The sequence below is a fragment of the Paraburkholderia hospita genome, assembly GCF_002902965.1.
Taxonomy (GTDB): Bacteria; Pseudomonadota; Gammaproteobacteria; order Burkholderiales; family Burkholderiaceae; genus Paraburkholderia; species Paraburkholderia hospita.
In genome coordinates, this window is record NZ_CP026107.1 from 690,334 (window position 1) to 712,387 (window position 22,054).

At 61.2% G+C, this 22,054-nt stretch carries 18 protein-coding genes; 14 read left to right on the plus strand and 4 right to left on the minus strand.

Translation table 11 applies throughout. From position 1 onward, the window contains the following. Window position 1 precedes the first annotated feature (1 nt). From C2L64_RS36340 to C2L64_RS36355, 4 genes are all read left to right on the plus strand, one after another. Window positions 2-403 carry a hypothetical protein gene (locus tag C2L64_RS36340; RefSeq protein ID WP_131542722.1) on the plus strand — a complete coding sequence of 134 codons (402 nt, stop codon included), beginning with the start codon at window positions 2-4 and terminating at the stop codon, window positions 401-403. Window positions 404-560: 157 nt separating this feature from the next. After that, window positions 561-1,727 (plus strand): hypothetical protein, encoded by a 1,167-nt coding sequence (locus C2L64_RS36345; RefSeq protein ID WP_007740607.1) that lies wholly within the window; start codon window positions 561-563, stop codon window positions 1,725-1,727. After that, entirely contained in the window at window positions 1,724-5,302 is a 3,579-nt protein-coding gene (locus C2L64_RS36350; RefSeq protein WP_103153741.1) for an ImcF-related family protein, read from the plus strand. Before C2L64_RS36345 ends, C2L64_RS36350 begins: the two co-directional genes overlap by 4 nt. 290 nt (window positions 5,303-5,592) lie before the next feature. After that, window positions 5,593-6,126: an NUDIX hydrolase gene (locus C2L64_RS36355; RefSeq protein WP_009770834.1), complete on the plus strand. Its 534-nt coding sequence runs from the start codon at window positions 5,593-5,595 to the stop codon at window positions 6,124-6,126. A gap of 33 nt (window positions 6,127-6,159) precedes the next feature. Here the strand turns inward: C2L64_RS36355 and C2L64_RS36360 are convergent, their stop codons facing one another. Next, the gene (locus tag C2L64_RS36360; RefSeq protein WP_039902596.1) at window positions 6,160-7,041 is read right to left on the minus strand and encodes a class I SAM-dependent methyltransferase; all 882 of its coding nucleotides are present in this window, start codon (window positions 7,039-7,041) and stop codon (window positions 6,160-6,162) included. A gap of 353 nt (window positions 7,042-7,394) precedes the next feature. Here C2L64_RS36360 and C2L64_RS36365 point away from each other — a divergent pair, with 353 nt between their 5' ends. From C2L64_RS36365 to C2L64_RS36395, 7 genes are all read left to right on the plus strand, one after another. Beyond that, complete coding sequence (locus tag C2L64_RS36365; protein ID WP_242680946.1) at window positions 7,395-7,772, plus strand: hypothetical protein; 378 nt, start codon at window positions 7,395-7,397, stop codon at window positions 7,770-7,772. Window positions 7,773-7,858: 86 nt separating this feature from the next. Next, window positions 7,859-8,122, plus strand: coding sequence for a hypothetical protein (locus C2L64_RS36370; RefSeq protein ID WP_009770837.1), 264 nt, complete (start codon window positions 7,859-7,861; stop codon window positions 8,120-8,122). A gap of 130 nt (window positions 8,123-8,252) precedes the next feature. Continuing rightward, window positions 8,253-8,945: a phosphatase PAP2 family protein gene (locus C2L64_RS36375; protein ID WP_009770838.1), complete on the plus strand. Its 693-nt coding sequence runs from the start codon at window positions 8,253-8,255 to the stop codon at window positions 8,943-8,945. Window positions 8,946-9,653: 708 nt separating this feature from the next. Next, a complete protein-coding gene (locus C2L64_RS36380) occupies window positions 9,654-11,333 on the plus strand; it encodes a methyl-accepting chemotaxis protein (RefSeq protein ID WP_009770839.1) in 1,680 nt (559 codons plus the stop codon). Window positions 11,334-11,478: 145 nt separating this feature from the next. Continuing rightward, entirely contained in the window at window positions 11,479-11,943 is a 465-nt protein-coding gene (locus C2L64_RS36385) for a cupin domain-containing protein (RefSeq protein ID WP_007740632.1), read from the plus strand. A gap of 484 nt (window positions 11,944-12,427) precedes the next feature. Beyond that, window positions 12,428-13,543, plus strand: a complete 1,116-nt coding sequence (locus tag C2L64_RS36390) for a transglutaminase-like domain-containing protein (protein ID WP_009770840.1) — start codon at window positions 12,428-12,430, stop codon at window positions 13,541-13,543. 328 nt (window positions 13,544-13,871) lie between these two features. Next, window positions 13,872-14,132 carry a hypothetical protein gene (locus tag C2L64_RS36395; RefSeq protein WP_009770841.1) on the plus strand — a complete coding sequence of 87 codons (261 nt, stop codon included), beginning with the start codon at window positions 13,872-13,874 and terminating at the stop codon, window positions 14,130-14,132. A gap of 204 nt (window positions 14,133-14,336) precedes the next feature. Here C2L64_RS36395 and C2L64_RS36400 read toward each other — a convergent pair whose 3' ends face one another. The 3 genes from C2L64_RS36400 to C2L64_RS36410 form a co-directional block, all read right to left on the minus strand. Then, window positions 14,337-15,989: an FAD-dependent oxidoreductase gene (locus tag C2L64_RS36400; protein ID WP_039902599.1), complete on the minus strand. Its 1,653-nt coding sequence runs from the start codon at window positions 15,987-15,989 to the stop codon at window positions 14,337-14,339. A gap of 98 nt (window positions 15,990-16,087) precedes the next feature. Continuing rightward, window positions 16,088-17,356, minus strand: coding sequence for an RNA polymerase sigma factor (locus C2L64_RS36405; protein ID WP_009770843.1), 1,269 nt, complete (start codon window positions 17,354-17,356; stop codon window positions 16,088-16,090). Then, on the minus strand, window positions 17,353-17,724 hold the full coding sequence (locus C2L64_RS36410) for a YciI family protein (protein ID WP_007740648.1): 372 nt from the start codon (window positions 17,722-17,724) through the stop codon (window positions 17,353-17,355). Before C2L64_RS36410 ends, C2L64_RS36405 begins: the two co-directional genes overlap by 4 nt. Window positions 17,725-18,126: 402 nt before the next feature. Between C2L64_RS36410 and C2L64_RS36415 the strand changes: the two genes are divergently transcribed. The 3 genes from C2L64_RS36415 (at window position 18,127) to C2L64_RS36425 (ending at window position 21,776) form a co-directional block, all read left to right on the plus strand. Then, window positions 18,127-19,254 (plus strand): aminotransferase class V-fold PLP-dependent enzyme, encoded by a 1,128-nt coding sequence (locus C2L64_RS36415; protein ID WP_009770844.1) that lies wholly within the window; start codon window positions 18,127-18,129, stop codon window positions 19,252-19,254. A 546-nt stretch (window positions 19,255-19,800) separates the two neighbouring features. Next, window positions 19,801-20,301: a DUF305 domain-containing protein gene (locus tag C2L64_RS36420; RefSeq protein ID WP_009770845.1), complete on the plus strand. Its 501-nt coding sequence runs from the start codon at window positions 19,801-19,803 to the stop codon at window positions 20,299-20,301. Continuing rightward, window positions 20,298-21,776, plus strand: coding sequence for a YncE family protein (locus C2L64_RS36425; RefSeq protein ID WP_009770846.1), 1,479 nt, complete (start codon window positions 20,298-20,300; stop codon window positions 21,774-21,776). Before C2L64_RS36420 ends, C2L64_RS36425 begins: the two co-directional genes overlap by 4 nt. Window positions 21,777-22,054 lie beyond the last annotated feature (278 nt).

The window sequence follows — 22,054 nt, forward strand, 5'->3', positions numbered from 1 at the left end:
AATGAATGCTTTTTATTTGGGATGTATTCTTATTGCTATTGGTGGCAATGAGCGTGCATATGCCCATTCATTTGAAGGTAACTGGAATTGGAGCGTCGCTCCGAGTACTAGAACGTTCTCGATTGAGCTTAACGCGAATGGAAATGTTCTCAAAGGGAAATATTGCGCTGTCGCCCAAAACGGCAACAGGACGGATTGTGATGATGAGAGAAACCCAAACATCGATGGGATCATTGATCGCACGGGGCAGTCGGCAACAGTCCATTTCTCCTCGTTTTTCGGCGCAAAAAATGGAAAAGCGCGAATTGCAATTAAAAACGGTCATCTGCTATGGCATATCACCAAAAATCCAGATGATGGAGAATTTTACGCTCCTAGTGACGCAGTGTTGGACCGTCATTGAAAAGTGACGAACGCGAATGAATAGTACGGAATGACTCAATCTAAGAGAGCCTCATGCATTCGACAATTTGATTAAATAAGGCTGTGATGGAATTTTTTTGCGAACTGTGTCACTTTTTCAGCATCACTAAACGTGTAGATTTTGAATTTATCGCTTCATGCCCTGGCCGATCCCAACATTCAAAAAAATCGAGCGACCTAAGCCGATCTCCTTGGGTCTGTGGTTGTCGGCGCTCACGGCAATAGCCATTGGAATGGCCGGCGGCGTACTGCTGCTATGGCCGCATGGCGGGCCAACTCAGGGCCTCCAATTCTGGGCGCTGCTCGTCGGTATCCCGCTAGTCACTTGCGTCCTTGCGTACGGTATCCGGCTCGATCGTTGGGAGCGCGAGCAGACGATTGCCGAAGAGGCCGAGCGTGAGCAAGAGCGGATCACGTTGCTATGGCGAGAGTGGTGCCGTCGTCGAGTTCATGTCATCACGGCACTGGCGGTCCTTCCGATCCCGACTCCCACGGCGCAACTGAGCGATGCCGATGCCGATCTTCCCGTGAACACAGGGCGCGCGAAAGCCTTCTCATGGACGAAAGGCAAGACCGAGGCACCGCGACGCCAGGAACTGCTAGACCGCATCGCCAGAGGGCTACAGGCAACGCTCGCGGACAGACCGGCGATGTCCATCAAGCTTCTGCTTGACGATGCATCACTCGCATTTGCAAACGCGTGGAAAGAGGCCACCAGAACCACTTTCGGCAAGATCGCGCCAAATTGCAACTTCACCGTCGTGGTCGAGCGGGCAGTGGGCTGCGCACAGTGGCTCGCGAAGCAGGTCGATCTCAACGATGCCGCGCCGCACCTCATCATCGCCGTACAGATCTGGCCGAACGGTCAGAAGGAGCACAACTTCAGTGAGAGCGCCGCAGCTCTTCTGATTGATCAGGCTGCCACGCAGGCGGGTTACATCTTCAGGCCGATGATCGTCGCAAGCGATACGCTCGAAGGAGATCTGGCTCAGGTTGTCGACATGCAACTACAGCCGGATACCGCCACGCACGTCTGGTTCACCAGGTGCGATGACGAGTCGGTCGCTATCACTTCTGCGCTGACGCCCGATCCCAAGATACCAGTGATCGAGCGGCAGCTTGACAGCGTCGTGGGCAAACCAGGGCCCGCGAGCAGCTGGATCGCGCTTGCGACCGCACTGGAGGCTACACAGGGAACCGGGCCACATCTTGTCGCCTGGCGTGAGTCGGAGAATGAGCCTTTGAACCTGTGCATGATCGCGTCAGCACAGCCTCACTCGCCGCGAGAGGAAATACAAACTTGACATTGAAGAAACACATCTTGGGCCGGTGTCTGGTCGCCGGAGCGATCATCGCCATCCTTGCCGGCGTGATCCTGTTCACTGTTGACGTGAAGGATCTGGCTGCCTGGTTTACGCGATACCGACAAATTATCGTCTGGACGACTGTGCTGATCGCGGGCGCACTCGCGTATGTCCTGCCGCGACGCCGACAGATCCAGCTCACCGTGCAGCAAGCGTCAAGGAAGCAGGGGATCGAGCCACCCGTGCCGGCGGACAAGGTCACTCAAGAGGCAGAGCAGAGTGCCACACGCGCTGTGGGATGGGCAAAGGATCTGCGGTTCCAACTTCAGCAGTCGCGGCGGTTCCGTTGGGCATACACCCATACCTGGCTACTTGTCACCGGCGACGCCCCCACCGTTCGCCGGTTGCTGCCCGGAGTGGCCGAAAGAGGCTGGCTCATCACGGACGATGTCGTGCTGCTATGGGGCGGAGCGGGAACAGATGGCCAGCCCGATGAATTGTGGCTGCGCCAGATTCGTCGGCTGCGTCGTGCCCGCCCAATCGATGCAATGGTGCTTGCACTCGATGGAGCCACGCCGCTGCCTGAAACCGCGCGCAGCACAACGGGGTGGGCTATGAATCTCGTGTGCATCATGAATACGCTGCAGTGGTCCGCGCCCGTGTACGTGCTAGATCAGGCTGAACTCTCGGCCAGAGCGCTGAACACGACGCCAGTTATCGGATGCGAGTTACCTAACGCGGCCGATGCGCACGCTATCGGCACAGCACTTGGCGGTTTGAACATACGCCTGACCAACCTCGGCATCGCGCAGATCGGCCGCGACGACAGCGACCGCTATACAGGCCTTATGTCCGACTATCTCGACAGCCGCATCGCGGCGCTGTCGAACTGGATCGCAGGCGTCAATTCGCGCCTGTGTCGCGCAGTGGGAGTGCGCGGGGTGTTCTTCACCACGCATCCGCCGGTGGGTAACAAAGAACTGGACGCCGCCCTCTGGCACCACCTCGCCACCGACGCCCTCCGCACAGGCGGCCACCGCATCGGCCTGCACCCCGTCACTGTCTTCTCGACGATCGCCTTTGGCGCAGTCGCGCTATGGACCACGGGCCTGCTCCTCTCCGCCGCCACCAACGCCCACGACGTCGTCCTCACCAGCGAAGCCGTGCGTAACCTGAACGCCGCACAGGACTCCGCCGCGCGTCTGCGCAACCTGCTCGGGCTCCAGCAACGCATCTCACTGTACGAAGACCGCATCCAGCACCACACGCCGCTTCAAACCCGCTTCGGCCTGAACCACGACGCACAAACACTCTCAGCCGTCTGGAAGCCCTACTCGCGCGCCGCCCGCGACACGCTGATCGCACCCGTACAGCAGAACCTCGAAGCGCAACTGGTCGATCTGAACCAGATGCAGACCACCCAGCTCGATAACCAGACGAGCCAGCTTGCGCAGGACGGTCACAAGGCGTTGAAGACCTACCTGATGATGTCGGAGCCCGCACACGCCGATCCGTCCTTCATGACGCCATCGCTGCCGCACTACTGGAACATCGCCGCCGACCTGCCGCCAGGCGAGAAGCTCGACCTCTCGCAGCGCCTGCTCGGCTTCTACGCGGATCATCTGAAGCAGCATCCTGAATGGCGCATCGACGCTCGCGACGACCTCATCAGCGGCTCACGTCAGACACTGCTCGCCGTGATCGGCGTAAAGAACTCCGAAGACACGATCTATCAGGACATCGTCGCGTCCGTCGGCAGGAAGTATCCGGACCAGACCCTGGCCTCTCTGACAGCAGGCACCGACACACGCGGCCTGTTCCGCACCTCAGCCTCGGTCCCCGGCGTATTCACGCGTGAAGCATGGGAAGGCACGATCGCGCAGGCCATCGACGATGCCGCAAAACACAACGGCACCGCCAGCGACTGGGTGCTCGCCGGCGCAAACACAACAAACAGCGCACAGCAAACGCAGACCGCCTCATCACCTGAGGCCCTGAAGGCCGCACTCACCAGCCACTACTTCGCCGACTACGCCGAACACTGGCAGGCCTTCATGAACACGATCCAGTGGGAGAACGCACCGTCGATGCCCGCCGCCATCGGCCAGCTCAAGGCGATGGTCGACGCGCGCCAATCGCCACTGATCGCGCTGATGAAGTCGCTCGAGTATCAGGGCGGCGCAGGCGCCCAGAAAACCTCGTTGTCCGACACGCTCGTCACGAAGGCGCAGACCATTTTCGGCGGCAGCAAAGCCGATGAACCGCAGGCAGTCCGGCCCGATCCCGCGGGACCGCTCGGACCGTCCTTCGGCCCTGTGCTGCGCCTCGTCGCACAGGCCAACGGCAGCGACGTGCCGTCAGCAAGCAGCAAAACGGCAGCCAGCTACAGCGACCTGAGCCTGCAACGCTATCTCGAACGCGTCACGACCTTGCGCTTACGCCTGCAACAGATCGGCGACAGCGCCGACGCCGACGCCCAGGCGAGACAGGTCGCACAAACCCTCTTCCAGGGCAAGGGCTCGGAACTCGCCGACACGCAGTCCTACGCCCGCCTGATCGCCGCGAGCCTCGGCGCGCAATGGGCGGGGACGGGCGACGCGCTGTTCGTGCGCTCTGTCGCGCAAGCCTTGCAGACCGTGCTCCAGCCCGCCCAGGCGAGCCTGAACGAAGCCTGGCAGCAGAGCATCGTCTCGGCATGGAACCGCTCGTTCGCGGGACGCTATCCCTTCGCCAGCACCGCCAACGACGCCTCGCTGCCCGAACTCGCGCGCTTCCTGCGACCGCAAGGCGGCCTGATTTCCGCGTTTCTCGCGAGCCAGCTCGCAGGCGTGCTGGAGTTGCAGGGCGATCAATGGATACCCGTCACCACGGCAACGTCCTCGCTTGTCTTCGATCCTTCGTTCCTTACCGCTATCAACACGCTGCAACGCATCGCAGGGCACCTGCTCGCGCAGGGCGAGCCGCAGTATCGCGTCGACTTCAAACCGGTGCCGTCGCCGGGTATCACGGATACGCTGCTCACCGTCGATGGCCAGAAGCTGCACTACTTCAACCAGCAGGAAACCTGGCAACCGATGAACTGGCCGTCGAACGATCCCCAGAGAACGGGCACGCGCCTCGAATGGCAGACGGAGAAGGCGGGCACGAACCGCAGTCTGGAGTTCGACGGACGCTGGGCATTTGTGCGGATGCTCGAACGCGCGCGCGTCGAACCCGTCGATAGCGCGACGTACATGCTGACCTGGCAGGCCTCGCCCTTCGTGCGGGAAATCAGGCCCACGGCTGCGAAGTCCGCGAGCGACGCCGCCTACGACATCGACACGCTCATCGCGCAGGAGCCCGGCAAGCCCGCGCTGGGCAGCGACACGCACGCGCTGGGCTACATGATGCGCACCGACGTGGGCAAGGGTCCGCTCGAACTGCTTGCACTCAAGGGTTTTGTACTACCTTCGCGCATCTTCGTGAGCCGTTCACCGGGCGCGGCGAACCTGGCGAAGGACAACGGGCCGCCGCCGTTGCCGAAGGCGGCACTTGAAGCAGGCAAACGCGCAGCCACACCGATGCCGCAGAGCTGAGCTGAACCGACGAAGAGCTTCACGTAAAAGCCAGGGAAATTTCCAATCGTCTTGACGCACTACTTGGCAAACGCGCTCACAGGTACTGAGCTCGCGCTTTGGCGACTTCATCCCATGGGGAGATGTCGCCGAGCGTCGCAATATCTTCTGTCCCTGATCCCCGATGTGCCATCGCCACTGCCTCGACCGACTCAGCCAGCCCCTGGCAACGCATACGCCCCGAGCTTGCACATCGCCGCCATTTCCGGCGAAATAGCGCATCCTCAACGCCCGCGCATGCATACAAGCCCATGATCTCCTTCGACACCGACGGCCACCGCTTCAACTTCCGCGCCGTCGCCGTCATCACGACACGCGACCACGTCCTCCTGCACATGCTGGAAGGCGACGAATACTGGTCGTTGCCAGGCGGCCGTGTCGAGGCCGGCGAGGACGCGGCCACGGCCGTCGCGCGCGAGATGCGCGAGGAACTGGATATCCAGGTGAAAGTGGGGCGCTTGCTCTGGATCGTCGAAAACTTCTTCACGGGCGGTGGTCGCACACATCACGAAGTCGGCCTGTACTTCGCCACCGAAGTACCGCCCGACGCCCGCATCCTCGATTTCTCCATGCGCCACGCAGGCAACGAGCAGGGCCGCAAGCTCGAATTCGCGTGGTTCAACCGGCACGAACTGGCAAGCATCGACGTGCGCCCCGTGTTCCTGCGTAACGCGCTCGCGCAGGACCCGCTTCAATTCGCGCATGTCGTCAGCCGCGATAACGTGCCCGCAGAAAGTGCCCGAAAGGGGAAGAGTTGCGTGAGCGCTTGTCGCGACCTTGCTTAACCCTTTCTCCCGCTGGCATGACGCATACGATCGCTAAGGCTTGACGAACTTGAGCGTCATGCGATCCGATTCCCCGATTGCAGCAAAGCGTGACCTGTCGACGTCACCGCCTTGATAACTGGGCGGCAGCGACCACACGCCGTGCGGATAGTCCTTTGTATCTTTCGGATTCGCGTTGATCTCGCTGCGCGCAACCAGAACGAAGCCGGCTGCTTGTGCGTGCTCGATGACGAACGCTTCAGTCACGTAACCGGAATCGATCATTTGTTGCACAGTCGCTCCTGGCCCTGCGCGGTGCTCCTCAACGCCAAGTTCGCCGCCATGCTTCAACGCGCCGTTGAACGCGCGCAGGTTCACATCGAATTGCCCGTCCTTGATCCAGTTATGGATGTTTCGAAAGGTAAGGACACGATCGAATCTCTCATTCGCGTCGAAGCCGTTGAACTGGCCTGCGTGCAATGTGCCGACGACGACGTTCCCGTAAACCGATGGAGCGTTGGCGAGCTTGCGCCGATAAGCAGCATCGGTCGCACTGTCTTCAGCGGCGAGATCGGCGGATGTGCTGAGATATTGCGCCTCGTAAAGCTGCCCCGCGTTGCGCAAGTAGGGCGCAAGTATGTCTGAATACCATCCTCCTCCCGGGGCGATCTCCAACACCGCCTGCGTTGGACCGAGGTCAAAGAACTGCAGCGTTTCTTTCGGATGACGGTAGACGTCGCGCGCACGCGCCTGACTGCTACGCTGCGATCCACTGATGGCGGCATCGAGCGACGTGGCGCCGGAACCTTGCGATTGCGAATCACGCGATGAGTTTTGCGAATCCAGCGACGAGGACGTGCAGCCTGTCAGTGTGAGCATAAGAAAGGTGGCGGCAATCGTGACTGCGCGTGCGCGGTCATGGCGAGTAGCGTACATGGAATCGATTCAGGTTTGAGATGCGGGATACGATACGCGGTTCTTGAGCTATCTGCTTCCCGGTCATTTTCGCTGCTCGCGCGGCGGTGTGCGCCTGCCAGCTTAATCACAAGCAAGCCGCCTCGCGCAACCGATGCGAACGCACAACACTTCATAGTGGTCGGCAGGCTTACAGTCGCTTACTATCCCGTCTCCACAATAAAACGCTAACCCGGCGCGAATCGTTGAGACCACTCATGAACCCTGCACGGCAATTCGTAGTTCCGTTGATCGCATCATTGTTCGTTATCGGCCTCGCCGCGAATACCGCACATTCAGCGGAACCGGCATCGGATGCCACGCCCGACGCTGAAGTGGACATCTCCAAAAGCCACGAAGCCTCGACGAGCGATCTTCACAGCGACCTTGGTGAATTCTGTTTCTTCGCACGCCTCCCGCCCGCCAGTCAGAAATACAAGGTCATCAAGAACATCAAGATCGGCAAGGGCTCGTACGGTAGCGTTCAGGACATTCTCCCGAAGATGGCGGAGTACGCCCAACTACGAGGAGCGGACGCAATTGTCGAGTACAACGGATCACAGCGCTTCGGCTTCTGGCCTTGGCGTATGGTCCGGCCCGTCGTCCGTGGCGTCGCGGTGCAATGGACTGATCCGAAGCCTTCCAATTGCGAATCCATCGGCGGCACAAAGCTGAGGACGATACTTTCCTCGGGTCAGCCACCCGCACAGTAGCAAAAGCAGCCTTCTCGTATGGGCGTACTGCGGCCGTTCCTACGGCAGTAGTCACTGCACGACGAACGGCAGAAGGCGGTGACCCGATGCAGGCAGTCATCATCCTGCAAACTGTGCGGCGCGTCTCGGAGTGCACCGGACATTCGAGGGATGAGGTCGTCGGCGGATTCTTGGCCGAAGCTCGATTGCGTCACCCAGCGACAGTGGACGGCATTTCCGCTGCGGCTATCGACGCACTGATCGACGAGTATCGAGCGGGTGTCGCCATAGCCACCCGAGATTTTCCGATGGACGTGGCCGGCGCGGTGTTCGTCGGCATCCGCAGCCTGAAGAAGATACTCGCACCGTAAGCCGTCAGTGAAAGTTGGCGATGAAATTGCGCAGTAAAAGTTGTCAGTGAAAGTAAGCACCAAAGATGCGGCACATCCAGTGGGCTATGCTAACGTCGATGTGAATAACTGAAGTAGTTTCTGACAATTAATGAATAGCTTTGATTCGTCTATCGAGACATATCTGTCCAACATACACTTCAGTCATTTCGCGACCCGATCCATAGAAACCATCGCCGACCTTTACACCTTCAAAGGCCTCGTACTGATTCCCGTCCTGTGGTGGATGTGGTTTCAGCAGAACGAGCGCCGCGAATGGCGGCGAGAAATGGTTCTCGCGACGCTTCTCAGTGGCCTCGTGGCGCTCTTCGTCGGAAGGCTGCTCACCCACTGGTTGCCGTTCCGAGTGCGCCCCATCTATAGCGCCGAACTGCATCTGCAGTTTGCAGGTAGCGATATCAAGGAAGCACTGCTGACAAGTTGGAGTTCCTTCCCAAGCGATCACGCGATGCTATGGATGGCGGTCGCCACCGGCATCTTCCTCGTGTGGCGCGGAGTCGGTGCGCTGGCGATTCTCTATACCGTGCTGTTCATTTGCGTTCCGCGCGCCTATCTCGGCTTTCACTACCCAACCGATTTGCTGGTGGGCGCTGCTGTGGGAATCGGAATTACCTATGTCATGACGCGAGATGCGATCCGCGTGCACTACGCGACTCCGGCGGTGCGATGGATCGAACGCTGCCCGGGGCCTTCAGCGATGCTGGCCTTTATTCTGTGCCTCGAACTCGTTACGCAGTTCGACGAACTGCGCAAGCTGGCGAGCGTTGTGCTCAAAACTCTATGAACCACGCGTTGCGGTGGTGAAAGCGTGACGGTGGTGGCGCCGCCCGAGCGAGTGATTTTATCGAAGCCAGGTTCGTCGACGCGACACGCGTCGTTGTAATCGAAACGGCCGCTCAGAAAGCGGAGCAGTCGCATGAATGTCCATGTGACGGTCTAGATGAACGGCGCCTCATGGCCGATAGTACTCGCGCAGTATCTGGTGCATTGGCGGCCGCACGGGCCCCATCGAACTGCTGCGGCGTGTGGCCGGTAAGCGCAGCGCCAGATCTCGGTTTTGCTCGGAGATATCCGTCGTTGCCGGCGTGTGCGCCGGGTCGGCACGCACCGCCGACTTGAACGTTCTTCGGGCATCCTGAGCGAGCAGCGTACGCAGAGAGACGTCGCCACGCCGGTCGATCTGCCCGAGCCGGATCCAGCCAACGTTCGCCGCAATTGTAGATTCTGGCCGCGGGCAATCTCCACAGTGCTCCAGCGCCACGAGTCATCTAGTGAGTAATGCCGGCTTGGCCCTATAAAAATTAAATTACACGCAAACCTTTGCGTCGCCCGCCGCAGGGTTTCTCACCCTACAGTAACGCCCAACCGCGCCGTAATGCGAGATGCATAGGCGCGAAGTTTGTTGTCCTGCGCTATCCGGGCCGCGTCTTCCACGACACCCAATGGCTCGAACCCCTGCTCGCGCACAACAGGCGACAACTAAGGTCCAAATATGAATCTCAACACTCTGTCGGTAAAGGCAAAGCTCACGGGGGCTTTCGGCGTTCTTGCCGCCGTCGTCTTGATCGTGTCGGGCATATCGCTGAAATCGCTGAACGACGCCAACGACCGGTTCGCAAGTTTTCTGTCGGGCGTCAACGCCCGCGCCAATATGGCTGCGCAGGTTCGAACCGCGGTTGACCGGCGCGCGATTGCAGCGCGCAACATGGCGCTGGTCACCACGCCGGGCGATTTCGAGGTGGAAAAGGCCGCCGAAGCGCAGGCCCAGATAGAGGTGCAGTCGAACCTCGCGAAGCTCAACGGGATGGTTGCGTCCGCGTCCGATGCGACTGAAAAAGCCCGCAGCCTCGTGGGCGAAATCAACCGGATCGAGGCCGCGTATACACCCGTTGCCAACGCGATCGTTGGCCTCGCCGTTGCGAACAGGCGCGACGAAGCGGTCAAGAAGATCAACGACGACTGCCGGCCGCTGCTCGCCGCGCTGGTCAAGGCATCGAACGACTACGCGGAGTACACGCGTAGTCGTGCCGATGATCTGGTTCGCGAGTCGGAGGATCGTTATGCGACGCAGCGGAACCTGCTGATGGTGATTTGCCTCGCCGCCGTCGCGATGGCAATCGTGGCGGGCCTCGTCATCACGCGGGGCTTGCTGCGCGCCCTGGGTGCCGAGCCGGCCGAACTGGGTGCGGTCACGCAACGCATCGCGGCGGGCGATCTGAGCCCGGTCGCGGGGGCGAAGAGCGCGCATTCCGGGAGCGTGCTCGCCTCGATGGGTGACATGCAGGCAAGTCTCGTCAGTCTGATCGCTCAGGTCCGCACCGCGGCAGACAGTATCGCGACTGGCTCCAGCCAGATCGCTTCGGGCAACGTCGATCTTTCGTCCCGGACCGAACAGCAGGCTGCGTCACTGCAGGAAACCGCCTCGAGCATGGAAGAGCTGACCTCGACGGTGAGGCAGAACGCTGAGAACGCGCAGCAGGCGAGCTCGCTCTCCGCCAATGCATCCGAAGTGGCGCTCAAGGGCAATGCGGTGGTCGGACAGGTCGCCGGCACGATGGGCGAGATCAGCGCGAGCTCCACCAAGATCGCGGATATCACCGGGATCATCGAAGGGATTGCCTTCCAGACCAATATCCTGGCGCTGAACGCGGCCGTGGAAGCGGCGCGGGCGGGTGAACAGGGCCGCGGGTTCGCGGTGGTCGCAAGCGAAGTGCGCAGCCTCGCGCAGCGCTCGTCCAGCGCGGCGAAAGAAATCAAGGATCTGATCAACGCTTCCGTGCAGAAAATCCAGGACGGTTCGGTGCTCGCGAACGAGGCGGGAAAGACGATGTCGCAGGTCACACAGGCCGTCGCCCGGGTGACCGACATCATGGGGGAAATCGCCGCTGCGTCGACCGAACAAAGCCGGGGTATCGAACAGGTCAATCAGGCCATCACGCAGATGGACGAAGTCACGCAGCAGAATGCCGCGCTGGTAGAGGAAGCGGCGGCGGCCTCCCGATCACTCGAAGACCAGGGGCGGCAGCTTAATCAGGCGATTGCGTTCTTTCGTCTGGATGCCGGTGCCGGCTCGCCTGTAACGCGCGGAGGGGCCCCCGCAGCCAGTCGCCCGGCGCCACGCACGCCATCCGCACGGCCGACGGCCCGCAAAGCCACAGCGCCCGACAGGTAGGCTCCGTTTGCGGCAACGCGGTGGCGTACTACGGTGTTGCCCTGGTTTTGAACCGCCTCCCCGATAGCGCGACAATCCAACTAAGACAAAACACGTCAGAGCACTGCACGCCGATGGTCCCCCCTTAATCTAAAAGGACGAGAACATGCGTCAATACCTCTATCTCGCGGCGTTACCCGCCGCCTTTGTTGCCGGCATGTTTGTATCCCATCTTGGCACGCCGGCGCGAGCCCAGGCGTCAAACGTGCCGCTAACGGCGCAGATCATCGACCTGGTGGCCATGACCGATGCCGATCTCGGCCCACAGATTCCGAACATGGGTACCTTGCGCTCGAAGGGCCTGGTAGTTACGCCGAGCGGGAGCATCGCAGTGCAGAGCGGTAACGTACCCAAGCATACGCATCGAGGTTCCGACGAAATCCAGTACGTGATTTCGGGGAGCGGCACTTTCTGGCTGGGTAACGAACAGCGTCAGATTCACCCTGGCGACCTGATCATTATCCCGAAGGGGACGGTACATGCGGGGGCCGAGCCGACCAGCGGCGAATTCAAGGTCCTTTCTATCAAGCTGCCGCCGCAAGCTCCGGGCGATATGCAGATGGTTCCCTGACGTGTCGTCGATATCCGACGCTATCTGATGGCTATGGCTATGGCTATGGCTATGGCTATGGCTATGGCTGTGCGAGCGGATGCTGGACCTTGAACGGCAAATGATCGGCCATTGCCGTCATTGGAGAACGGGCGCATATCAGGCGGCTACGTGGCGCCAGGGAACCCGCGTCTTCGTTAACTGACCTGCGGGCCGAAGGAGCGATGGAAGGGGGACACGGCCTCCGACGTCAAAGTGTGCGGGTAGCGCCAACGGATATCGCGTGCCTGTTGGGCGGTGGGCGTCATGAGGCATTTGCAGCACCCAGCCTCGCAAAGACAATTCCGTGTTTAATCAATGGCGTAGAGCGATACGACGAATTGGCACGTTGCATGCAATGTTGGTTTCAAGCCAGCGTTGCCTTGCGTCAAATAGCGTAGACGGCATCGGGAGGCTTCGAAACACCGGGCGCATCGGCGCCCGGTGTGGCTTCCGGGAGTTTCACATGCCGCTCGCTCGACTGCTCCTCTGCTTTATCCAGTGCTCGTTAGCGGCCGCGGTGCTTTTGCCCGCCGTCGCGGGCGCCACGAACCTGCCGGCCGCAACGCAACGCTTTGTATCCGGCACGAGTGACGCGGGTCCCAGCGATTCGGCCACGCCTCACGCACTGAAAGCGGGTATCGAGCGCCTGCGCACCGGGACGTGGTGGGAAGCCAACCGCAAGATCCGCCCGGAACTCGCGCAAGTCGGCGACCTGATGTTCCTCCTGCCGCTTGCCGACAAGCAGCTCGAACCATCGTCGGATGCGATTGGCCGCGTGCAGCGCCTGCGCGAAGCGCTGCGCAGCCACCTGACGCGCGCACCCGCCGGCTGGGGCCGTCTCGTTGCGCAGGTGCGGGCAGAGCGCGCGAAGGCCGGCGATGCGTCAGCCGTGCTGCTCGCCGACGCGCTCGTCAACGAGGTCCGCTACCGCGACGGAACCGACGGCAGCTACTACGCGCCGGCACGGTTCTTTGCCGAAAGCGGCGTGTGCAAGGATTTCGCCGTCGCCAAATATCTGCTGCTGCGCGACGCGGGTTTCGACATCGGGCGGCTGCGTCTCGTGTCGCTCGCGCCGCGCTACAACAACACGCCGGACGACTGGCACGTCATCCTCGTCGTGCAGATCGACGGCGCGAGCGAGCCGCTCGCACTCGATTCACCGAGTGCGCCGAACGCGAAGCGCGCCAGCGAGACGGCCAACGAAGCATCAGCTTCGAGCGGTCCGTCCGCGCTGCTCGGCGCGATCCTCGCCGGCCGCGAGCCCGCCGGCGCGGTGTTGCGCGCGCCCGCAGGACCGCTAACCGCGCCGCTCAGCCGATCGGGCCAGGCGCGGCGGCCGCTTGCGACAGTGTTCAACGAACAGGGCAGCCGGTCGTTCGAACGCGCCGCGCCGGGCGCGCTGCGGCGTGCGTCGGCGGCCGGGCGAAGCGCGAACGCGATGTATGTCGACGAGATGGGCGAGTCGTGGAAAGTCGACGGCTCCGCGACGTTTCCGAAGTGGCGCGTCGCCGTTGACCAGGCAGATGCGCGGGCGAAGCCGGTTCCGGCGGCAGGGCTGATACGCGTGGCGACACGCTGACTGAGGCGTGCATCGCGCGCCGCGCCCGACGCCGCCGTGACCAACAGAGCACCCCGAAGCGATCGACCCGCAGAACAGACCGAGGTGATTCATATCGCCTTGTGCGCCGACTCTTTTCCGCTGTGGCTGGCGATGAGCGGTGCCGCGTCCCTAGCCGGAAACACACTTGGACTTGCCTCGGCGAGCTTTCGCCGCAAGGCCATGATCAGGCATAAACCGACAACAATGAATTGCCCTGTTTGTGCTCACATCTAAGCGGTCGCCGATCTACACTGCTTTCTCCGAGCCCGCAAAAGGCTGCGCGCGAAACACTCCCTGGAGAAAAATTATGAAACTCGTTCAGCTCATCGTCGCTGCATCTATTTTGGTCCCGGCTGTATCTTCGTTCGCTCAGTCGACGCCGCCGGCGATGAATGACGACGTCAGGTCACAACTAGCTCAAGAAAAGACGACGTACCAATATTCGGATTCCAGCGATCGGAAGCAGGCTTCAATCAGTTATGCAAAACAGAGTGCAACGCTGCCGCACCAGATAACCGGAATGGACATGGGTCGTTACTCGCTATCAGTAGTGCGCCCTTCGTTTTGACATTGTCGATGACTACTGTGACGTCGCTGTCCCAGTCAGAGTCGAGGATATCGGCGACGAGGTTGTCGACCTTTACGTGTGGTGGACGGCGCTTGGCCACATGAGCGCTGTCAGCGGCAACAGGCCCAAAACCATCTATCCGACGCATCGAAGCGGACGTTCAGAATCAATCGAAACCCACTGTGCCAGGCACACATACGCCTGCTAGCTAGCGTCGTGCTGCAGATATTTGTGAGCGAACGCGATTGCCATGCTGCCCTCGCCGACGGCTGAAGCGACACGCTTGACAGGGCTCAACCTCACATCCCCACAGGCAAACACGCCAGGAACACTCGATTCGAGCAGGTAGGGATCACGGCTACAAGACCAGTGTCCCGCCTTAACGACGTCGTCCCCGGTGAGAACATATCCGCGTGCGTCACGAGCGATCTCCGTCGGCAACCACCCGGTTTCTGCATCGGCGCCAATGAACACGAACAATCCACCGCAGTCGTGCCGGCTTACCTCGGCGCTCGGCCCTTCGCGTATGTCGATCGATGTCAGATGGGTATCGCCGTATGCGCCGACAACTTCCGAACGCTGTTGCACTGCCACGTTTGACTTGCTGCGAAGTTGCTCGATCAGATAGCGAGACATGCTCTTCTCAAGTGAATCGCCTCGCAAGATCAGCGTCACCATGCGTGCATGATTGGCAAAGTACAAAGCGGCCTGGCCGGCCGAGTTTCCACCGCCGATCAGATAGACGTCGAGTCCATGAGTCGCGTTCGCTTCGCTGCGTGACGCGCCGTAGTAAATTCCTTTACCGATAAACCGGTCGAAGCCATCGATCGCGAGGCGGCGCCACGTGACGCCAGTCGCGAGAATGATCGTTCGCGCATGGATGACGTCGCCTCCGTCGAGGTGAACGTTACGCCCGTCGACATCGATTCGATCGACAGATCGCGTCACCAGAATCTCGGCACCCAGCCGCCTTGCCTGCTGCAAGGCACGGCTCGCGAGTTCGTCGCCCGACACACCGTTTGGAAAGCCGAGGTAATTCTCGATGCGCGAGGAAGTCCCGGCTTGCCCGCCTGGCGCTTCGCGCTCCACCACCACAGTGCGCAAGCCTTCCGACGCACCATAGACTGCCGCAGCAAGACCTGCGGGGCCACCACCGATGATCAACGTGTCGTATGCGGCAAGGCGAGGCTGCGTCTGCAGACCCAGTAATTCGGCGAGCTGGCGTGTCGCCGGCCGGCAAAGCACCGTCCCGTCGACCAGCCGCAACGCCGGGCAATCCTCCTCTGGCGGGCGAGTGCCAGGCCAGCGCGCTGGCAGTTCAGGCGCATCGGGCGTCATCCAGTCGCAGCTGATCTGGTTGCGGGCCAGGAACTGGCGCAACGCGGTACAAGCAGTGTCCCAGCGATTGCCGACAAGCGTCACGCGAGGCTTGGGCGGTTCGGCGGAGAGGCCCTGCAGTCCGCCGATGCGCTCGCGGGCGAGGGCGCCCATCTTCAACGCAACTTCCGGCGACGCAGCAGCGAGTGTGTAGTAGCGCTGAGCGTCAACGCGCATGACACGCGAGGGCTCCGAGGCCCGATAGGCGCCTGGGAACGGGGAACTCAACGCGAGCGGCACTTCGCCAAAGATGGTTCCGGGCAGTCGCCAGCCCAGTGTGCGCTCGATGCCGTCGAACGTTTTGATGACTTCCATCTTGCCGGCCAGGACGGCGTACAGCGCTCGCTCTCCACCTTCATGGACCGCGAATTCACCCGCGCACAGATGCAGGTCTGCGGACGTGTGCGCGAGATGGTCCAGCTCGTTGTCGGAGAGTGTCGAGAAGAGTGGAATCGCCCGGATGTCATCGATGGTGAGCATGGCTTCGTCCAAACAGAGCAGATGAGGTGAAGCTCGGTCCACGGACAGCAGGCAGACTCAGCCAGTATATGACCTCGCAAGGCAGACGCAAGGCCAGGCTAACTGCTCGCCGATGGCAGCTCGAAACGCTTGCGCTGCAGGAACCGGCGCACGGCCGGATCGCGCGCGAGCCCGATCGCGAGATCGTACGCGCAGAGCGCTTCGGCCGTCGCGCCGGCACGCGCCAGCAGATCGGCGCGCGCGGCCCAGTACGGCTGGTAGTCGGCCAGCCGCGGATCGTCTGCATACGGCTCGAGCGCGTCGAGCGCCGCCGGCGCGCCGTCCCGTTCCGCCAGCGCGAGCGCGCGGTTCACCGCGACCACCGGCGATGCTGCAATCGTGAGCAGCGCATCATAAAGTTGTACGATCTCGTCCCAGTTCGAGCAGTGCGTGCGGCAGCGGTGCACGTGTGCCGACTGCAGCGCGGCCTCGAGCTGAAAACGTCCAATCGCGTTGAACGCGTTTGCGCGACGCAGCAGTGCGTCGGCTGCGTCGATCATCGGCGCGTTCCATGTCGCCGGATCCTGAGCCGACAGCGGGACGTAATCTCCGGCCGCATCGCGTCGCGCGTCGCAACGCGCTTGTGCATACAGCATCAGCGCGAGCAGCCCCAGTGTCTCTGGCTCCTCGGGCAGCAGTTCGACAAGCAGTTGCGCAAGAAACAGCGCCTCACCGGTGAGATCGCGCCTCTCGGTATCGCCGCCAACCGGGTCGGTCCACCCTTCCGCATACACCGCATAGACCGCTTCCAGCACCGCATCGAGGCGGCCGGGCAACTCCTCGCGCTCGGGCACGCTGAACGGAATGCCTGCTTCACGGATCTTGTTCTTTGCCCGGACGAGGCGCTTGCTCATCGCCGCAGGCGACATCAGGAACGCGGACGCAATCGTCTTCGCTTCGAGCCCGAGAACCACCTGCAGCATCAGCGGCGTGCGAATCGCAGCCTCGAGGGCAGGGTGCGTGCAGGCGAACAGCAGCGTAAGCCGCCGGTCGGGCAACGCGCCTGCTTCACGCTCGTCGATCTCGTCGGCGAGAATCGCGAGCTGGTTCACCACTTCGTCGCCGACGCGGCGATGGCGCGCGCCGTCGATTGCACGGCGGCGCGCGACCGTCATCAGCCACGCTTCGGGATTCGCGGGGCAGCCGCGCTCCGGCCAATCGGCGAGCGCGGCCTCGAACGCGTCGGCCAGTGCGTCCTCGGCTGCGGCGACGTCGCGCGTGCGCATCGCCAGCAGCGCGACGAGCTTGCCGTAACCGCGGCGAGCGACCGCCTCGGCAATCGAACGCGCCGCGCCGTCAGCGTCACGGTCGCCGCCGGACGGACTCATGCAGCGGACGGTGCATCGTAGGGGGCCGTCCAGACCGGGCGTACTTCCATGGTGCCGTACCCCGCGCCGGGACAACGTGACGCCCACGCGATCGCCGCGTCCAGGTTCGGCACGTCGATCAGGTAGTAGCCGCCGAGCTGCTCTTTCGAATCGGAGAAGGGTCCGTCAAGAACCTGCGGCTTGCCGTCGACGAGTCGCACCGTGGTGGCTGCGTTCGTGTGCTGTAGCCGGTTTGCGCCCGCCAGCACTTCCGCTTTTTTCAACGATTCGGTGTACGCCTGATACGCGGCGACGCCTTGCTGCCGCTCGCTGTCTGTCATCTGGTTCCAGCGGCCTTCTTCCGAATAGATCATCAACAGGTATTGCATATGAGTCTCCGTCATGAGGTTGAGGCGGGTGATTTAATCAGGCCGCCATCACAATGACGCGCGGGCCGCATGCTGACGGACAGGTTGCGTCGAAAAGTTGCGGACGGCACAGCTGCCTTACTCGAACCGACTAAAGTGTTCCACGCCTCACTGGATTGTTCGGTCTTCATGGCACACTCCCACAAGCAATAGGAGAGTTTCATTTTGAAACCACGCTTGGGCGAAGGTAAACGATCGTGCCGGTTGTTGCCACGCAGCATTCCCAACCGGCGTGACTCGGCGGCTGGTCCCTGCCAACACCTGCTGTAAGGGTAACGGGGGCGTCTCGGCCGATGGTGTTGCAGGTGGCTTTCGTTAGAATCTGTTTTCGATTCGTTTATTCGATTATTACCGGAGGCGAATGTGCCAGGTCTACTTCCCGATGTCGACCGCGAGGGGCTCCTCGAATATTCGGTCGTTTACACCGACCGTTCAATCAATCATATGTCGCAGCTCTTTCAAGGAGTCATGCGCGATATTTCCGACGCACTGAAAAAAGTCTACAACGCGAAGTCGGCTGTTGTCGTCCCGGGCAGCGGGACTTTCGGCATGGAAGCCGTTGCCCGGCAGTTCGCGACAAACAAGAAGTGTCTGGTTATCCGCAATGGCTGGTTCAGTTTCCGCTGGTCGCAGATTTTCGACATGGGCAGCATTCCGTCTGAATCGATGGTGTTGAAGGCGCGTCCGGTCGAACAAGGAAGGCAGGCCGCATATGCGCCGGCTCCGATCGACGAAGTGGTCGCTGCGATCAAGGAAAACAAGCCGGATCTGGTCTTTGCGCCGCATGTCGAAACCGCATCCGGGATGATGCTGCCTGATGCCTATTTGCGCGCGGTGTCTGACGCGGTTCATGCCGTCGGCGGCATGTTCGTACTGGATTGCATCGCCTCCGGCACGGTCTGGGTGGACATGCAGGCCAGTGGCGTCGATGTCCTGATCAGCGCGCCGCAAAAGGGATGGAGCGCGTCACCTTGCTGCGCGTTGGTCATGCTCAGCCCACTCGCTCGCGAAAGAATCGACTCAACGACTAGCACCAGTTTCGCTTGCGATCTTCGCAAATGGCTGCAGATCATGGAGGCCTACGAGAACGGTGGGTTCGCGTACCACGCCACGATGCCCACGGACAGTCTCGCGATACTGCGTGATGTCATGAAGGAGACCGAGGCATACGGCTTCGACAAAGTGAGAGCGGAGCAGCTTGAACTCGGTAAGCGCGTTCGCTCACTCTTGACTGGCGCAGGTTTCAAAAGCGTGGCGGCCGAAGGTTTTCAGGCTCCGGGTGTTGTGGTCAGCTACACGGATGATGACGGCATACGATCGGGGAAGAAATTCGCCGATGCGGGCTTCCAGATCGCGCCTGGCGTTCCTCTTCAATGCGATGAGGGTGAAGATTTCAAGACCTTCCGCGTGGGATTGTTTGGCCTGGATAAACTGCATGATGTTGAAGGCGCGGTCGCCAGGCTCGCCAAGGCGTTGGATAGAATTCTTTAGAGCGGTTTTCCGGAGCGTGTGCGCATGGCTTGCTCTTGCAACTGCATCGGCATCGGCGGGAAGACTCCGGAGCCTGCCGGAATAGCTATGCGCACGATTCGGCCTTAGCTGACGTTCGTCTATCGGCGCGGCGAAGGCCGCTCAACGACTCAGGCCGGCCATTCATTGCGTGTCAACTTCGAATGGCAACTCCATGCATCGATCAATGGGTGAATTTGACCCGTATCGGACGTTGGGACCGTTGCGGAACCAAGGGCCGCTTCTGAAGATCTTCGAACCTTGCTTCGCTCCGGTTCACAACCAGAGCGGGCCACGCGATGTCATCTTCCGATCCTCCTCCTCGCGCACTACCATTCCTTCACGATCCGATGACCTTGGCGCGATAGTTCACTGGAAACGTTTGACGGCACTCGACAGGCGATGCCGCGGCGCCTAGTCGGGCTGCGAACCCTCATCTGCGCGAAACCTGTGTGAGATACGGAATACCTTCGCATCTGACAGGTTCACTCCAATGAGACACCTGTTCATCACAACGGGAGATCCATCGTGCGTACCCCAAGTCCCCGTACCGTGCGGACGATCCTGAGCGCCGTCATCGTCCTGGCGATCTCGGCGCTTTGCGACTCACCTGCCTTCGCTGCCGGCTTACAGAGCGAAGGTACGTCTAACGAAGCCCCCTTCCTGGCGGAGAACAATACCGCCATGACAAGAATGATGGACGGCATGTCGACGAGACCGACAGGCGACGTCGATCGCGATTTTGTCGCAATGATGGTGCCTCACCATCAAGGTGCCATCGACATGGCGCAGGCCGAACTGCGTTACGGTCACAACGAACAGTTGCGCCGCATCGCGCAAGAGATCGTCGTCGAGCAACAACAGGAAATCGTCGCCATGCGCGTCGCACTCGGACAACCATTGCCACCGCCTGCCCCCGCTCCGGACCAGCAAAAGCCAGCTTCTATGCCTGCCGCCCCTGTTCATCGAACGTCCGACCACGGCATGCAAATGAACATGTCAAACCCTATGCAGAAGGAGCGGCAATGAAACGCCCATCGAGAATCACCATCGCGTTGTCTGCAGCCATGCTGGCGGCAGCGCAGTTCGCATGGGCTGGGCAGGCCCCTGGATCGCAGTCCGATCCTGACATTCCCGTAAGCCACCACGATCGCGTTTACGCCGCCGAGCAGTTTTCGAACACGGTGTCGGTGATCGACCCGGCCGACAACAAACTGCTCGGCCTGATTCGCCTCGGCGATCCCTCGCCGGGCAATTTCAGTCCGCTGTACAAAGGTCAGTTACTTGTGCACGGCATGGGTTTCTCGCCGGACCATCACACAATTGCGGTTGTCTCAATCGGATCGAACTCGGTTTCATTCATCGACACGCAGACTAACGCCGTCAAGCATGTCACCTACGTCGGCCGCTCGCCTCACGAGGCTTTCTTCACGCCCGATGGAAAGGAGGTCTGGGTGACGGTGCGTGGTGAAAACTACGTCGCGGTACTCGACGGAAAAACGTACGAGGAGAAAACACGCATTACTGTCCCGGCTGGCCCCGGTATGCAGATATTCTCACCGGACGGGAAATATGGTTATATCTGTTCGTCCTTCAACCCGGAGATTGAGGTGGTGTCCGTGGCCGACCACAAGATCGTCGGCATGGTCCAGCAGGCCAGCCCCTTTTGTCCCGACCTGGCGGCGACGCCCGACGGCAAGCAGGTCTGGTTCACGCTTAAGGACACCGGCAAGGTCCAGGTGTTCGATGCAAGGCCGCCATTCGCGCTGATCAGGACACTCGACACAGGCCCAATCACGAATCACGTGAACATCGTGCATAACGACAAGGGCACGTTCGCGTACGTCTCCGTTGGGGGCCTGAATGTGATCAAGGTGTTTCGAACTGACAACTTTTCGCAGGTCGCGACGATACCTGTCGGCAACTTGCCGCATGGGCTCTGGCCGTCGGGGGACGGCAGCCGCATCTATGTCGGGCTGGAGAACGCCGATGCGATGACTGCGATCGACACACGGAGCAACACGGTCATCGCGACTGTGCCCATCGGCCAGGCACCGCAGGCTGTCACCTATGTGCCGAATGCGGTGTCGGAAGGTGATGCTACGCAGAACCTGCAAACGCTGGGCCTGGCTGGTCAGAGCGTCCATCTTGCACTGGTGCCGGTGGGGGCGGGCAAGACGGCGGATGCCGCCAGTGCACCTACGACTGTCGCGTTGTTCGATCAGGGCCTAGTGCAGGTTCTCCAGGCCGCTGTCACTGGTCTGCAACCGAAGCAGCCCTACGTTCTAGGTCTTGCCGATAACCCCGATGGCACGGGTGACCTGCAAGTGCTCGCGAATTTCATGTCCAATCCGGCCGGCTCGGCGATCGTCAATGCTCTCGGGCAGATTCGCCAACTGATCACACCAGGAATGGGCTATGCCGCTGATAAGCGCCGCTACCTCGTGGTCGCCCCGCAAGGGTCGGGCAAGCCTGGGGCTCCCGTACAGGTGCAGTCGCCGTAACCGGATCCGCCGCCACGTCTCGTTCGCGGTGGCGGCGGCGGCGGTGCGCGGTGCGGCTATCTGATTCTGGTAGTCACGGGAACGATCCCATGGCGGCGGCGAATTGAATGACCGGCTCCTGAGCGGGGCAGACGCCTGAACGTCTGAGCGACGGTGTGAGGGAACGACGCTTCATGGCCGGCAATACGCATTCACCCGACCTGCCAGGAAGCTGCCGTTGATGACTCCAACGTCGGCTCTAGAGAGCGGTTGTCGAACTGATGCTTGCGGCCAACTTG

Bases quoted from the DNA above. Each gene is read 5' to 3' on its own strand.
- C2L64_RS36380 (WP_009770839.1), top strand. From the start codon at position 9,654: ATGAATCTCAACACTCTGTCGGTAAAGGCAAAGCTCACGGGGGCTTTC.
- C2L64_RS36425 (WP_009770846.1), top strand. From the start codon at position 20,298: ATGAAACGCCCATCGAGAATCACCATCGCGTTGTCTGCAGCCATGCTG.
- C2L64_RS36395 (WP_009770841.1), top strand. From the start codon at position 13,872: ATGAAACTCGTTCAGCTCATCGTCGCTGCATCTATTTTGGTCCCGGCT.
- C2L64_RS36345 (WP_007740607.1), top strand. From the start codon at position 561: ATGCCCTGGCCGATCCCAACATTCAAAAAAATCGAGCGACCTAAGCCG.
- C2L64_RS36410 (WP_007740648.1), bottom strand. From the start codon at position 17,724: ATGCAATACCTGTTGATGATCTATTCGGAAGAAGGCCGCTGGAACCAG.
- C2L64_RS36400 (WP_039902599.1), bottom strand. From the start codon at position 15,989: ATGCTCACCATCGATGACATCCGGGCGATTCCACTCTTCTCGACACTC.
- C2L64_RS36405 (WP_009770843.1), bottom strand. From the start codon at position 17,356: ATGAGTCCGTCCGGCGGCGACCGTGACGCTGACGGCGCGGCGCGTTCG.
- C2L64_RS36355 (WP_009770834.1), top strand. From the start codon at position 5,593: ATGATCTCCTTCGACACCGACGGCCACCGCTTCAACTTCCGCGCCGTC.
- C2L64_RS36385 (WP_007740632.1), top strand. From the start codon at position 11,479: ATGCGTCAATACCTCTATCTCGCGGCGTTACCCGCCGCCTTTGTTGCC.
- C2L64_RS36375 (WP_009770838.1), top strand. From the start codon at position 8,253: ATGAATAGCTTTGATTCGTCTATCGAGACATATCTGTCCAACATACAC.
- C2L64_RS36390 (WP_009770840.1), top strand. From the start codon at position 12,428: ATGCCGCTCGCTCGACTGCTCCTCTGCTTTATCCAGTGCTCGTTAGCG.
- C2L64_RS36370 (WP_009770837.1), top strand. From the start codon at position 7,859: ATGCAGGCAGTCATCATCCTGCAAACTGTGCGGCGCGTCTCGGAGTGC.
- C2L64_RS36360 (WP_039902596.1), bottom strand. From the start codon at position 7,041: ATGTACGCTACTCGCCATGACCGCGCACGCGCAGTCACGATTGCCGCC.
- C2L64_RS36340 (WP_131542722.1), top strand. From the start codon at position 2: ATGAATGCTTTTTATTTGGGATGTATTCTTATTGCTATTGGTGGCAAT.